Annotated in this window: 12 protein-coding genes; 7 read left to right on the top strand and 5 right to left on the bottom strand. The window is 68.3% G+C overall.

The genetic code is table 11. The features are described 5' to 3' along the window. Positions 1–13 precede the first annotated feature (13 nt). A complete protein-coding gene (locus ACNSN7_RS12030; RefSeq protein ID WP_418282535.1) occupies positions 14–1,450 on the top strand; it encodes a phosphohexomutase domain-containing protein in 1,437 nt (478 codons plus the stop codon). Positions 1,451–1,468: 18 nt separating this feature from the next. On the opposite strand, the gene ACNSN7_RS12025 is transcribed toward ACNSN7_RS12030, so the two are convergent. Next, entirely contained in the window at positions 1,469–2,992 is a 1,524-nt protein-coding gene (locus tag ACNSN7_RS12025; RefSeq protein WP_418282534.1) for an aldehyde dehydrogenase family protein, read from the bottom strand. A gap of 65 nt (positions 2,993–3,057) precedes the next feature. Beyond that, on the bottom strand, positions 3,058–3,900 hold the full coding sequence (locus ACNSN7_RS12020; RefSeq protein ID WP_418282533.1) for an RIO1 family regulatory kinase/ATPase domain-containing protein: 843 nt from the start codon (positions 3,898–3,900) through the stop codon (positions 3,058–3,060). A gap of 138 nt (positions 3,901–4,038) precedes the next feature. Between ACNSN7_RS12020 and ACNSN7_RS12015 the strand changes: the two genes are divergently transcribed. After that, positions 4,039–5,184, top strand: coding sequence for an acyl-CoA dehydrogenase family protein (locus ACNSN7_RS12015; protein WP_418282532.1), 1,146 nt, complete (start codon positions 4,039–4,041; stop codon positions 5,182–5,184). Positions 5,185–5,227: 43 nt separating this feature from the next. Here the strand turns inward: ACNSN7_RS12015 and ACNSN7_RS12010 are convergent, their stop codons facing one another. After that, positions 5,228–5,815 (bottom strand): hypothetical protein, encoded by a 588-nt coding sequence (locus tag ACNSN7_RS12010; protein ID WP_418282531.1) that lies wholly within the window; start codon positions 5,813–5,815, stop codon positions 5,228–5,230. Positions 5,816–5,986: 171 nt separating this feature from the next. Here ACNSN7_RS12010 and ACNSN7_RS12005 point away from each other — a divergent pair, with 171 nt between their 5' ends. Together ACNSN7_RS12005 and ACNSN7_RS12000 are read left to right on the top strand one after the other, a co-directional pair. Next, entirely contained in the window at positions 5,987–6,457 is a 471-nt protein-coding gene (locus tag ACNSN7_RS12005; protein ID WP_418282530.1) for a halocyanin domain-containing protein, read from the top strand. Between the two features lie 104 nt (positions 6,458–6,561). Then, entirely contained in the window at positions 6,562–7,509 is a 948-nt protein-coding gene (locus tag ACNSN7_RS12000; protein WP_418282529.1) for a ring-cleaving dioxygenase, read from the top strand. On the opposite strand, the gene ACNSN7_RS11995 is transcribed toward ACNSN7_RS12000, so the two are convergent. Then, the gene (locus ACNSN7_RS11995; RefSeq protein ID WP_418282528.1) at positions 7,493–8,089 is read right to left on the bottom strand and encodes an acyltransferase; all 597 of its coding nucleotides are present in this window, start codon (positions 8,087–8,089) and stop codon (positions 7,493–7,495) included. The genes ACNSN7_RS12000 and ACNSN7_RS11995 overlap by 17 nt on opposite strands. Positions 8,090–8,274: 185 nt before the next feature. Beyond that, on the bottom strand, positions 8,275–9,561 hold the full coding sequence (gene purD / locus ACNSN7_RS11990) for a phosphoribosylamine--glycine ligase (RefSeq protein WP_418282527.1): 1,287 nt from the start codon (positions 9,559–9,561) through the stop codon (positions 8,275–8,277). Between the two features lie 147 nt (positions 9,562–9,708). Here purD and ACNSN7_RS11985 point away from each other — a divergent pair, with 147 nt between their 5' ends. The 3 genes from ACNSN7_RS11985 to ACNSN7_RS11975 all read left to right on the top strand — a co-directional run bounded on the left by ACNSN7_RS11985 (position 9,709) and on the right by ACNSN7_RS11975 (position 14,440). After that, on the top strand, positions 9,709–11,883 hold the full coding sequence (locus ACNSN7_RS11985; RefSeq protein WP_418282526.1) for a thioredoxin domain-containing protein: 2,175 nt from the start codon (positions 9,709–9,711) through the stop codon (positions 11,881–11,883). A gap of 54 nt (positions 11,884–11,937) precedes the next feature. Continuing rightward, positions 11,938–13,098 carry a geranylgeranyl reductase family protein gene (locus ACNSN7_RS11980; protein ID WP_418282525.1) on the top strand — a complete coding sequence of 387 codons (1,161 nt, stop codon included), beginning with the start codon at positions 11,938–11,940 and terminating at the stop codon, positions 13,096–13,098. A 103-nt stretch (positions 13,099–13,201) separates the two neighbouring features. Beyond that, a complete protein-coding gene (locus ACNSN7_RS11975; protein ID WP_418282524.1) occupies positions 13,202–14,440 on the top strand; it encodes a mandelate racemase/muconate lactonizing enzyme family protein in 1,239 nt (412 codons plus the stop codon). The last annotated feature ends 60 nt before the right edge of the window (positions 14,441–14,500 follow it).

Below are 14,500 nucleotides of genomic sequence, written 5' to 3'. Positions count from 1 at the left end.
CGACGCCCGTCACATGGACCTGTTCGGAACGGCCGGCATCCGCGGCGGCGTCGAGGACCGGGTGACGCCCGGTCTCGCGCTCACGATCGGCCGCGCGGTGGCGGCGGAGATTCGGGATCGGGCGGCGAGCGACTCCACCGGGGACGGGACCGACGACGCCCCCGAGGTCCTCGTCGCGCGCGACGGACGGGTAACCGGCCCGGCGATCGCGGCCGCGATGGAGGCCGGCCTCGCCTCCGGCGGGGTGAAGGTGTTACGCGCCGGACGGCTCCCGACGCCGGGGCTCGCGTACGCCTCCCAGGGACGGTACGGCGTGATGCTGACCGCGTCGCACAACCCGCCCGAGGACAACGGGATCAAGCTGTTCCGGGACGGGATGGAGTTCTCGGACGATCTGGAGACCGCGATCGAGAGCCGAGCGGCCGAGGACGCCCCGCCCGCGGCGTGGAACGAGTGGACCGAGTCGGACGCCGCCGAGACGCTCGACCGGTATCTGAACGCGGTCATCGACTACGCTGGAGAGTTCGGTGGGGACCTCGACGGGCTCCGGATCGCCGTCGACTGCGGCAACGGGATGTCCGCGCCGGCGACACCGACCGTCCTCCGCGAGCTCGGCGCGACCGTCGTCACGCTCAACGGCAACGTCGACGGCTACTTCCCGGGCCGCGGGAGCAAACCGACGCCGGAGACGCTCCGCGATCTCCGCGCGTTCGTCGCCGACGCCAACGAGGGAGTCGAGGCCCCTGGCCGAGACGGCGAGGGATTCGCGTTCGGCATCGGTCACGACGGCGACGCCGACCGGATCGTCATCGTCGATGCGACCGGCGAGGTCGTCCACGAGGACACCGTCCTCGCGATCCTCGCCGAACTGTACACCGACGCCAGCGACGCGGACGACCCCGTCGTCGTCACGACGCCGAACGCCTCCGGCCGAATCGACGAACGCGTCCGGGCGGCGGGCGGACGCGTCGACCGCGTCCGACTGGGCACGCTCCACGAGGGGATCGCGTCGGTCCGAGCTGATGCCGCCCCCGGAACCGAGGTCGCGTTCGCGGCGGAGCCGTGGAAACACGTCCACACCGCCTTCGGCGGCTGGATCGACGGCGTCTGCTCGGCGGCCGTGATCGCCCGACTCGTCGCCGACGAGGGGCTCTCGGCGCTGCGTGACCCGGTGACGGAGCGACCGTACCGAAAGGTCAGCGTCGCGTGTTCAGACGAGACGAAAGAACCCGCGATGGAGCGGTTGGAGGCGACGCTCCCCGACGCGTTCCCCGACGCGTCCGTCGACACCGACCACGGCGTCAGACTGGAGTTCCCGGACGCGTCGTGGACGCTCGTTCGCCCGTCCGGGACCGAGGCGTACGTCCGCGTGTACGCCGAAAGCGACGACGTCGATGAGCTGATCGACGAGGTTCGGAGCGTCGTTGCTGACGCGGTCGCAGGCGTCTGATCGACTGCTCCTTCGCGACTACTCCTCGTCTCCCGTCTTGAGGTCCGCCGAGAGCCCCTGTGCCATCCGGATCGTTTTCGAGTTGTTGAGCGTCCACGCGGTGCGGTCGGTGACCGCCTCGATCGACTCCCGAGCGCTCGGGTAGCCGTTGCCGGACTTCTTGACGCCGCCGAACGGGAGCTGGACCTCCGCGCCGATACACGGGAGGTTCCCGTACGCGAGTCCGACCTCGGCGTGGTCGCGGTAGTAGTTGATCTGGCGGTAGTCCTCGGAGACGATCGCGCCCGCGAGCCCGTAGTCGGTGTCGTTGTGGATCGCGACCGCCTCCTCGATGTCACCGTCGTACTCGAGGAGGGCGACGTGGGGACCGAACACTTCCTCGTGAGTACACCGAAGGTCGGCGTGGGCGTCCGCCTCGTACACGAACGGGCCGATCCAGTGGCCGGCGTCGTGACCGGCCGGGATCTCCTCGTCGGCCAGTTCCGTCCGGTCGACGAGCACGTTCACGCCCTCCTCACGGGCGAGTTCGTTGTAGCGAGTCACTTTCTCGACGTGTTCCGGCTCGATCAGCGGCCCCATGAACGTCTCCTCGTCGAGCGGGTCGCCGACGGCGACGTCCGACGCGATCTCGACGAAACGCTCCGTGAACTCGTCGTACACGTCCGTGTGGACGATCAGTCGCTCGGCGGAGACGCAGCGCTGGCCGGTCGTCTTGAACGACGACATCACGGCGGAGTGGACGGCGATGTCGAGGTCGGCGTGTTCGGTGACGACGATGGCGTTCTTCCCCCCCATCTCGCAGGCGACCCGCTTGCCGGGGACGCCGCCGAGCGTCTCCTGTATCTGCTGTCCGACCTCCGCGGAGCCGGTAAAGAGGACGGTCGCGACGTCGTCGTTCTCGACTATCGCGTTGCCCGCATCGCCGAACCCCTGAACCATGTTGAACGCGCCGTCCGGAATCCCGGCATCGTCGAACATCTCCGCGATGATCTGAGCACACCACGGCGTCTGCTCGGCCGGTTTGAACACGACGGTGTTGCCCTCGACGAGCGCGATAGCCATGTGCCAGTACGGGATCGCGACCGGGAAGTTCCACGGCGTGATACAGCCGGTGACGCCGCGCGGCTTTCGTCGCATGTACGCGTCCTTCGAGGGGATCTCCGAGGGGACGATGTCGCCTTTGGGATGGCGGGCGTCGCCGGCGGCCCACTCGACCATGTGGGCGGCCTCGACGACGTCTGCTTTCCCCTCGCTGATCTCCTTGCCGCACTCCTTCGTGACGATCTCACCGAGCTCGTCGGTTCGATCGCGGAGTTCGTGGTACACGTCCCAGAGGTACTCGGCGCGCTCGATCCGCGAGAGCGCGCGCCACTCGTCGAACGCCTCGTCCGCGGCGGTGACCGCGCGGTCGACGTCGGCGGGCGTGCCGCGCTCGAACTCGCCGAGGGTCTCGCCGGTGGCCGGGTTCTCGCTGGTGAACGTCTCCGAGCCCTCGCCGGAGATCCACTCGCCGTTTACGTAGTGTTGATACGGCCGTGCCATGGGTGTAAATATTGCAGGTAACCGTAAAAAGACACTCCCCCATTGCTGGACGGCGATCGAACGTCCTACGGCCAGGACGAGCCGGTCGAGTCCGACCCCCGATCGACGTCCGTGGTCGCACGCTTCCCGAGTTCGCCCTTCAGTCCGGCGGCGTCGAACTCGTGGTCCGGTCGGATCGCGACGAAGTCGAGAAACCGGCTCGCGGCCAACAGCTCCTCGATCGAGTAGCTCGCGAGGGCGGCGTCGATCGCGGCTGCCGGACCGATCAGCGGCTCCAGCGCTGCGAGCGCGCTCGCGAGGTCGTACGACCGGGCGTCCTCCCGACCCGCCGCACTCACGTTCGTCGCGTCGATGAAGTAGATCTCGTCGTCGCGGATCAACACGTTCTCCGCCCGGAGATCGCCGTGTGCGAGTCCGGCGTCGTGGACCGTCCGAAGCGTCCCGAACAGGTCCGGCGCGAGCGTGCGGTCGTGTTCCCGGTCCAGCTCGTCGAGCGTCCGGAACTCCGGGAGATACTCCAAGACGACGACGCCGAGATCGCCGACCTCGAACGCCTCGATCGGCTCCGGCGCGTTGACGCCCAGCTCGCGGATCCGCTCGGTCGCCTCCAGTTCGTGGCGCGCCATCTCGAAGGGCGTCTCGTACCGCTCGAAAAAGCCCTCCGTCCCCGCCGAGAACGCCCCGAGGTTGCGTCCGGTGGTAAAGAGGGTGTGAACGAGCGTGTTCTGTTTCGTGATCACCTTCACGAACAGGTCGTCGTCGACGACCATCGGCGTCGACAGCCAGTTGTCGGCGTCGAGGAACCGCACGCGCAACTCGTCGCGATCGTACCTGTCCGCCAACTCGCGAACGACCCGTTCGAGATCGGGCCAGTCCACCCGTCCGCGGACGAGTCGGCGAAGTTCCATGTCCGTGATCGACGTGCTGGCCACGTATAAATGGTCGAGCCATTCGATCGCTTCGATCCGGGAACGTCCCCGTGTTCCGTCCCGATATCGTTCATGGTCGTTCGTATCGTTTATGCCCGCCGCTCGCAAGTGTTGCCCATGGACTTCGAGCTGCCCGCGGAACATCGGATGATCCGGGACACCGTCAGGGAGTTCTGTGAGGCGGAGATCCGGCCGATCGCACAGGAGATCGAGGACGACCACCGCTTCCCGGCGGCGGTGTTCGCGGAGCTATCCGATCTCGACGTAATGGGCGTTCCGGTCTCGGAGGAGTACGGCGGGCTCGGGGGCGATCAGCTCATGTACGCCCTCGTCACGGAGGAACTCGGACGCGTCTCCGGCGGGATCGGCCTCTCGTACGCGGCACACACCTCTCTCGGAAGCAAACCGATCGAGCTGTTCGGCACCCCCGAGCAGAAAGCGGAGTGGCTCCGCCCGCTCGCCGAGGGCGGCGAGATAGGCGCGTGGGCGCTCACGGAGCCGGGCAGCGGCTCGGACGCGTCGAACATGGACACGACCGCGGAGTACGACGCCGACGCGGACGAGTACGTCCTGAACGGCACCAAGCAGTTCATCACGAACGCCAACGTGGCCAACAGCGTTCTCGTGAAGGCGGTCACGGAGCCCGACGCCGGCTACGGCGGGATCTCGACGTTCATCGTCGACCCGGACGACGACGGCTTCGAGGTGACCACGGTCTGGGAGAAGATGGGGCTCAACTGCTCGCCGACCTGCGAGATCCGGCTCGACGACGTCCGGATCCCGGCGGACCGCCTGCTCGGCGAGGAGGGCGAGGGGTGGACGCAGACGATGCAGACGCTCGACGGCGGTCGGATATCGATCGCGGCGCTGTCGGTCGGGCTCGCACAGGGAGCCTACGAGGTCGCCAAGGAGTACGCGGGCGAGCGCGAGCAGTTCGGTAAGCCGATCGCGAAGTTCGACGCGATCCGCGACAAGATCGTTCACATGCACCGACAGACGGAGCGGGCGCGACTGCTCACCTATAAGGCGGCGACGACGTACGACGCCGGCGAGAGCGTCACTCGGGAGTCGGCGCTCGCGAAGCTCGACGCCAGCGAGGCCGCCCGCGAAGTCGCGGAGGAGGCGGTCCAGACGCTGGGCGGCTACGGCTACACCACCGACTTCGCCCCGCAGCGGTTCTACCGCGACGCGAAGCTGATGGAGATCGGCGAGGGAACGAGCGAGATCCAACACGTCGTGCTCGGCCGAGAGCTCGGTTTATAAGCGGCCGACGAGCGAGCGACAGGTACGGGACGCGACCGCGGACTCAAAAGCCGATCACGTCGTCGTCGACCCGCCGGACGCTCTCGGCGAGTCGCGAGTCGTCCGGGACGGCGGTCAGGAACGCCGGAGAGCCGAACGGCGCGTCGGCGTTGACCGAGAGGAAGCCGAGATCGGCCGGATCGCCGTCGAGTCCGGTCAGAAACGCCACCTTTCGGACCGCCGTCACGTCGCCGACGCGCGCCTCGACGTCGACCGAGCCGTACAGCGACCGGTGGGTCGCGACGTGGTGGACACAGGTCGGCGTCGGCGCGAACAACAACAGGAGGTGGACGCCCGGCTCGCTCCGGGAGAGTTTCGGGCGGATCGCGTGCCGGTCGTCGCCGTAGAAGTAGCGCTCCATGCGCCGATACTGTCTGAGCACCTCGTTCGCGCCGGTCGCGCGGCGGACCGCGGCGTCGCTTTTGAGCTCGATCACGTGGTCGACTCGTTCCGGCACACGCGTTCGGACGTACACGTCGACGAGTCCGCGTCGCCCCTCGGCGTCGTACGGCTCCTCCAACCGGATCTCGGCGTCGTCGTGGACGGCGTCGTAGTGTTCGACGACGTGCGTCGCAAGGTCGTCCTCCCGCATTCGATCGGAGACGGGGTCCGCGGCCGGTTAAAAACGCCGACCGACTCGTGGGCGGAGCCGCACTCCGAGACCCACACGCTCCGCGGATTCACCCGAGAGAGTCCCCGAATCAACCGGAGCGGAGCGATCCCACCACGGGGTTTGTATGTCCTCGGCACCTACGATCCATCGATGTCAAACCGACTCTCGAGACGGCGGTACGTCCTCGCAGGGGGCGCAGTAACGCTCGGCGCGCTCGCCGGCTGTGCGGGCGGCGACGGTGACGACGGCGCGGACGACGTGCCCGCCGCGATCGACGAGTTCCTCACGGACGCTCGCTTGTACGACGGCACCATCGCGGACCACACCGGCTCGGACGAGGTCGTCGTCGACGTCGGCGGCGGCGGCGACGGACTCGCGTTCGATCCCCCCGCGATCCGGATCGATTCGGGCACGACCGTCCGATGGGAGTGGACGGGCGAGGGAGGCGCACACAACGTGGTGTCGGACGCGGAGTCCGACTTCGAGTTCTCCAGTGGCGACCAGGTCGACGACCCCGACGCGACCTTCGAGCACACGTTCGACGACGCCGGGATCGGACTGTACGTCTGTGAGCCGCACGCAAGCGTCGGCATGCTGGGCGGTATCGACGTGATCGACTGACGAACGAGCGCCACGTACCGGCACTTTCGCGGCGGTAACATCCGCGTCAGGTGGTCGCAGTCGGGTCAGCGAGCCGATAAGTACTCGTGGTCCCTACGGGAGGTATGACGGACACGCTACACACGCCGGGGATCCACCACGTCACCGCCATCGCGAGCGACCCCTCCGAGAACCACGCCTTCTACACCGAGACGCTCGGGCTCCGACTCGTCAAGCGGAGCGTCAATCAGGACGACGTCGGGGTGTATCACCTGTTTTACGCGGACGACGCCGGGACGCCCGGGACGAGCATGACCTTCTTCCCGTACACCGACGCACGGTCCGGACGCGTCGGAACGGGACAGGCGACGACGGTGTCGTTCGTGATCCCGGACGACGCCGTCGACTACTGGGTCGACCGGCTGGAGAGCCGCGCCATCGGGACGAACCGTTTCGAGCGGTTCGGCGACGAGGTGATCGCCTTCGAGGACCCCGACGGACTCCCCTTGGAGCTGGTCGCTCGGGCGGACGCGCCCGCGGGCGAGCCGCCGGCAGGCCCCGTTCCGGAGGAGCGTGCGATCCGCGGGTTCTTCGCCGTTGAACTGGCGCTCGTCGACCCCGATCCGACCGTCCGGCTGCTCGAAGCGATGGGGTACGAGGCGACCGAGGACGACGAGTCCGCCGGTCGGCGACGGTTCGAGTCGACCGGGGATCGAGGGTTCGTCGTCGACGTCGTCACCGATCCGTCGACACCGCAGGGATCGCCCGGTGCCGGCACCGTTCACCACGTCGCGTACCGGGTGACCGACGACGAGCAGGCCGCGTGGCGAGAGCTGTTGCGCGAGCACGGCCTCCGTCCGAGCGAGGTCATCGACCGCAAGTGGTTCCGGTCGGTGTACGTCCGCACCCACGGCGGCGTCCTCTTCGAGTTCGCCACAAAGGAGCCGGGCTACGACGTCGACGAGCCCCGCGACTCGCTCGGCGAACGGCTCGTGCTTCCCGAGTGGTCAGAGAACCGCCGCGAGGAGATCGAGGACGGGCTGCCGCCGCTCTCGCTCACGGCGACCGAGTAGACCCCTCCTGACCGCCGTCCGATCCGTCCCTCCGATCGGAGGCGTCCGCTTCAGGCAGGGCCGCTTCGGAAACGACCTCCGCTGGGACGCCCGCGACGGTCGTGTTCGGTGGCACGTCCGCAGCGACGAGCGAGTTGGCGGCGACCTGCGCCCCCTCGCCGATCGTCACGCCCGGCAACACGACCGCGCCCGCACCGATCATCGCACGCTCCTCGACGACGACCTCGCCGAGCCGGTACTCCTCGTGGAGGAACTCGTGACACAGGAGGGTGGCGTCGTATCCGATGATCGCGTCGTCGCCGACCGTGATCCGCTCCGGCCAGAACACGTCCGGCGTCGACTCCAAGCCCCAGGCGACGCCGGTGCCGACGGTCGCGCCGAGCCGCCGAAGCAGCCAGTTCTTCACGCGGAGACTCGGGGTTATCCGTACCAGCACGATCACGAGGTAGTTTCGAACGACCGCAAGCGGCGACTTCGCATCCGGCCACGACCACAGCGAGTTCCGGGGACCGGGAGTCGCGTGACGATCCAGTCGGTTTCGACGGGTGGTCCCGTCATCGGCGTCGCGTTCGTCGGTCACGTCACTCGCTTCGCACCGATCGCTTATAAACGGACCCACGAGGGTTTACAAGGGATACCGCGACCAGAACCGCCGTGACCTGACGGAGCGCTCGCGGCCGGTCGGGACGGGTGTGCGGTCAGCCGCCGCGAGGACGACGACGCCGGACCGCCTGTTCGCCACACTGCGGTCAGTCTGCCGGTTCGCTACTGCCGCCGTAGCTCGTCCATATGCTCGATCCGACTCTCCACGAGCTCGGATCGCCCGATGTCGTGACGGATCCGTACGCGGTCGCCCGCCGCCGCCAGCGCCGCCTCCGCCTCCGCCTCGGCGGCCGCGATGGAGTCGCCACGGCCGACGACGGCGAACGCCCGCGACGTCGTCGTGTACAGTCCGTCCTCACGAGCGTCCACGCTCGCGTAAAACAGGAGCGCATCCCCGACGCTCTCCTCGTCGACCGCGATCCGCGCCCCGGCGTCCGGGTCCGTCGGGTACCCGTCCGGAACGGCGTACTTGCAGACGGTCGCCTCGCCCGAGAAGTCGAGCTCCGGGAGCGTCTCGCCGTCACGAGCGGCCGTCAACACGTCGACGAACGGCGTCTCCAGCACGGGAAGCGTGTTCATCGCTTCGGGGTCACCGAACCGGGCGTTGAACTCGACGACCTTCGGTCCCTCGGCGGTCAACATGAACTGGCCGTAGAGCACTCCCGTATACTCGGGGAGCGCGTCGACGACCGCCGCCAGCACCTCGACGGCCCCCTCGTAGTCGCCCTCGTTCATGAACGGGAGCGAGAGGCCGGTGTCCGTGTACGACCCCATCCCGCCGGTGTTCGGCCCCTCGTCGCCCTCGTAGGCGCGCTTGTGGTCCTGTACGGCCGGCGTCGTCCGGAACTCGCCGTTCGCGACGAACGCCTGGATCGTGAACTCCTCGCCGACCAGCCGTTCCTCCAACACGACCCGCTCGTACTCGGCGTCTCGAAGGTACGCCTTCGCCTCCGCTGGCGTGACCTGATCGCCGATCACTTTCACGCCCTTCCCGCCCGTCAGCCCGGCGGGCTTCACGGCGAGATCACCGTCGTACTCGTCGATGTACGCACACGCCGAGTCGATATCGTCGAACACCTCGAAGTCCGGGCAGCCCGGGATCGACTCCTCCCGCATGAAACGTCGCTGGTACGCCTTGTCCGTCTCCAACCGCGCCTCGGCCTTCCGCGGGCCGAACGTGTACACGCCGGCGTCGTCAAGGGCGTCCGCGACCCCCGCGGCAAGCGCCGACTCCGGACCGATCACCGCGAGGTCCGCGCCGACATCCGCCGCGAACGCGACGATGCCCTCGGCGTCGGTCTCCTCCACGACGGCGAACTCCGTCGCGAGGTCGGTGATACCCGGGTTCCGGTTGCTCGCACAGGCGTACAGGTCACAGTCGTCCGCGAGCGCTCTGGCGATCGCGTGTTCGCGTCCGCCGCCGCCGACCAGGAGCACGGTCTCCGTCATACGGTCGACGGGTATCCGCACGGAAGTGTAAGTCTTCCCTTCCGATCGAACTCACATACACACGTTCGTGGGGTCTTCCGGGCAGCGATCGCCGACGGCGACGTCCGGTGTGACGGGGTTTTTGAGGCGTGCCGGTCAACCGGAGGTATGTCACAGCCGACCGAGCGGAACCGTCTGAGCGAGGAGGCCAGCCCGTACCTCCGCCAACACGCGGACAACCCGGTGAACTGGCAGCCGTGGGGCGACGACGCGTTCGAGCGTGCCCGCACACACGACGTCCCGGTGTTCGTCTCCATCGGCTACTCGTCGTGTCACTGGTGTCACGTCATGGCGGAGGAGAGCTTCGCGGACGACGCCGTCGCCGACGTCCTCAACGCCTCGTTCGTCCCGATCAAGGTCGACCGCGAGGAGCGGCCGGACGTCGACAGCACGTTCATGACCGTCTGCCAGCTCGTCAGCGGTGGCGGCGGGTGGCCGCTCTCCGCGTGGTGTACTCCGGAGGGGAAGCCGTTCTACGTCGGGACGTACTTCCCGCCGGAGCCGCGCGGGAACCACCCCGGCTTCCTCGATCTGTGCCGGCGGATCGCCGACTCGTGGAGCGACCCGGAGCAGCGAGCGGAGATGGAGCGACGGGCCGAACAGTGGGTCGAGAGCGCTCGGGACGAACTGGAGTCGCTGCCGGACGAGCCGAGCACGAGCCCGCCGGGTGACGGCGTCCTCGACGAGGCGGCTGCGGCCGCGGTTCGCGGCTACGACGAGGGGCACGGCGGCTTCGGGAGGAGCGGTCCGAAGTTTCCCATGCCGGGACGGATCGACCTGCTGATGCGGGCGTACTCACGGACCGGCCGCGATGCGCTCGCGAGCGCCGCGACGGGCACGCTCGACGGAATGGCGTCCGGCGGGATGTACGACCAGATCGGTGGCGGCTTCCACCGATACGCCGTCGACCGCGACTGGACGATCCCCCACTTCGAGAAGATGCTGTACGACAACGCGGAGCTCCCCGTGGCGTATCTGGACGCGTATCGTCTCACCGGCGATCCGTCGTACGCCCGGGTGGCCGCGGAGTCGCTCACGTTCCTCGACCGGGAGCTCCGCCACGAGGACGGCGGGTTCTTCAGTACGCTGGACGCACGGAGCGTCCCGCCCGAGAGCCGAAGCGACGGCGACGAACCGACCGAGGGCGCATTCTACGTCTGGACGCCCGAGGAGGTCGACGCCGTCCTCGACGAGCCCGCGGCGTCCGTGGTACGGAGCCGATACGGCGTCCGGTCCGGCGGCAACTTCGAACGCGGAACGACGGTGCCGACGATCGCGACATCGTTGTCGTCGCTGGAGTCCGAGTACGATCTCTCCCGTCCGGAGCTCCGCGAGCTACTGATGGGGGCTCGCGTCGACCTGTTCGAGGCGCGCGAGCGTCGTCCGCGTCCGGCCCGCGACGAGAAGGTGCTCGCGGCGTGGAACGGGCGTGCGATCTCCGCGTTCGCGTCGGCCGGGCGAACGCTCGGCGAGCCGTATGCCGATATCGCACGCGAGGCGCTCTCGTTCTGCCGCGATCGACTGTACGACGAGGAGTCGGGGACCCTCGCACGCCGGTGGCTCGACGGCGACGTGGGCGGTCCGGGATATCTCGACGACTACGCGTTCCTCGCGCGGGCGGCGTTCGACGTGTACGCCGTCACCGGCGATCCGGAGCCGCTGAAGTTCGCGCTCGAACTGGCCGATGCGCTGCTGGACGCGTTCCACGATCCGGACGACGACACGATCTACTTCACTCGCGACCCGAACGCCGGAGGGACGTCGGAGTCATCGACCGGCGCGGACGACCACCTGTTCGCGCGGCCACAGGAGTTCACCGATCGATCGACCCCGTCGAGTCTCGGGATCGCCGTCGAAACGCTCGCGATCCTCGACGGGTTCCGGACCGACCGACGATACCGGGAGACCGCGGAGGCGGTGCTTTCGACCCACGCCGATCGACTCCGTGCGAGCCCGCTCGAACACGTCTCGCTCGTGCGGGCGGCCGAGCGTATCGAGACCGGCGGCATCGAACTGACGATCGCTGCCGACGACCTCCCCGAGACGTGGACGGAGACGCTCGCGGACACGTACCTCCCCGGTGCGATCGTCGCTCGACGGCCGCCCGCGGCCGACGGTCTCGGTGAGTGGCTAGACCTGCTCGGCCTCTCGGAAGCGCCTCCGATCTGGGCGGACCGTGACGCGGTCGACGGTGAGCCGACGGTGTACGCCTGCGAGGGATTCACCTGTTCGCCCCCGACCGTCGACCTCGACGACGCGATCGCGTGGCTGACCGACCGCTGAGCGGGGCGCGTATCGACTGGGGCGTTTATATAGGCTGACACGCTGGTGACGTGTATGCACGACTTCGTCGTCGTCGGTGCCGGACCGCCCGGCTCCCGATTCGCGCGCCGGGCCGCGGAGACCGGGTACGACGTCGTCGCCCTCGAGAAGGGGTCGGTCGGGGAGCCGCTCGCCTGCTCCGGACACGTCTCGACGGACCTCTGGGAGTACGTCCCCGACGACGCGCGGGACCGGCTGTTCCAGAACAGAGTGTACGGCGCGCGGTTCCACGTCGGCGGACCCGGCTCACGCTCGTACCCGTTTTACAAGGACGAGGCGGTGTCGAACGTGATCGACCGAGTCGAACTCGACCGGACCCTCGCGGACTGCGCTCGGGACGCCGGCGCGGACGTCCGGGAGGGACACACCGTCGTCGGTGTCGACGAGCGAGACGACCGCGTGATCGTCGAGGTGAGCGTCGACGGCGGCGGAACCGAGTCGGTCGAGGCCCGCATGGTCGCGGGCTGTGACGGGCCGACCTCGCGAGTCAGACGGGCGGTCGGGCTCGATGAGCCGTCGGAGACGCTCCACGGCGTGTTGGCGTTCGACGACGAACCCGACGATGGCGACTTCGTCGACGTCCACCTCACCGCGCCGACCTTCTTCGCGTGGCGGATCCCGCGGGGTGACGCCGGCGTCGAGTACGGCCTCGCCGCGCCGCCGGGCGACGACGTGACGGAACTGTTCGATCGGCTCACGGACGCGTACGACGTGGAGACGGACCGGTTCTGCTCGGGCGCGATTCCGATCGGCCCGCCGGACTCGGTGACGACCGAGCGCGTCTTCCTGATCGGCGACGCGGCGGCGCAGACGAAGCCGTTCACCGGGGGCGGAATCCTCTACGGGATGCGGGCCGCGGACGCCGCCGCCGAAACGATCGATCCGACCGATCCCGGGACGCTGGGCGACTACGAGGCGAGGTGGCGAGACGAGCTATCGACCGAGATCCGTCTCGGATCGGCGATTCGGCGGTGTTACTCGCTACCGGAGTCGATCCAACGCGTCGGCCTTCGAGCGCTCTCCGGAGAGATCGGCGTTCACATGGACGAGCCCTCCTCGTTTTTCTCCCGAAGGCATCTTCGGCGACTGGTCTCTCGGTCGGCGGACCCCGGCGGCGAGTCGATCGATCGCGGCGACGGCACCGAACCCGAAGATGTCGCCGAGCACGGTGGCTGATGCGACTCGCCACTCCGCGATACGCCACTCCGTGGTACGTCGATCGACGCCCGGGTGTGGCGGGAGCATAAAGATTTACTGGGGTACGAATTAATCATGGTCCATGAGCCGGAACTACGAGTCGTTACACGATCCCAACGCGGAGTACACGATGCGGGAGCTGTCGAGCGAGACGATGGGCGTGACGAACGCGCGTGGCGGGACGCGCGACGTGGCGATCACGGACGTACAGACGACGATGATCGACGGGAACTTCCCGTGGACGCTGGTTCGCGTGTACACTGACGCCGGCGTCGTCGGCACCGGGGAGGCGTACTGGGGGGCTGGCGTGCCCGAGCTGATCGAGCGCATGAAGCCGTTCGTCGTCGGCGAGAACCCGCTCGACATCGACCGACTGTACGAGCACCTGATCCAGAAGATGTCCGGAGAGGGCTCCGTCGAGGGCGTCACCGTCACCGCCATCTCCGGCATCGAAGTCGCTCTCCACGATCTCGCGGGCAAGATACTCGAGGTCCCCGCCTATCAGCTGCTCGGTGGGAAGTATCGCGATCGGATGCGCGTCTACTGCGACTGCCACACCGAGGCGGAAGCGGACCCCGAGGCGTGTGCCGACGAGGCCGAGCGCGTCGTCCACGAGCTCGGCTACGACGCGTTGAAGTTCGACTTGGACGTGCCGTCGGGCCTCGAGAAGGACCGCGCGAACCGCCACCTCCGTCCCGGTGAGATCCGGCACAAGGCGGAGATCGTCGAGCAGGTCACCGAGCGCGTGAAAGACGAGGCGGACGTCGCCTTCGACTGTCACTGGACGTTCTCCGGCGGCTCCGCGAAGCGCCTCGCGAACGCCATCGAGGAGTACGACGTCTGGTGGCTCGAGGACCCCGTTCCGCCGGAGAACCTCGAGGTGCAAGAGGCGGTCACCAAGTCCACGGTCACGCCGATCGCGGTCGGTGAGAACCGCTATCGAGTGACCGAAGAGCGTCGGCTCATCGAGAATCAGGCCGTCGATATCATCGCGCCCGACCTGCCGAAGGTCGGCGGGATGCGCGAGACGCGGAAGATCGCCGACGTCGCCAACCAGTACTACGTGCCGGTCGCGATGCACAACGTCTCCTCGCCGGTCGCGACGATGGCGGCCGCCCACGTCGGGGCGTCGATCCCGAACTCGCTGGCCGTCGAGTACCACTCCTACGAGCTCGGCTGGTGGGAGGACCTCGTCGAGGAGGACGTCATCGAGGAGGGGTACATCGAGATCCCCGAAACGCCGGGACTCGGCGTCACGCTCGATATGGACGCCGTCGAGGAGCACATGGTCGAAGGCGAGACGCTGTTCGATCCGGCTTGAGACGGATCGACCTCGAGAGCCGAGCGAAGCGAGTCAATCGGTGTTCGACGAGGCGTCCGT

This window comes from Halorubrum rarum (assembly GCF_048380895.1).
Classification (GTDB): Archaea; Halobacteriota; Halobacteria; order Halobacteriales; family Haloferacaceae; genus Halorubrum.
This window is presented reverse-complemented; position numbering and strand designations above follow the sequence as displayed.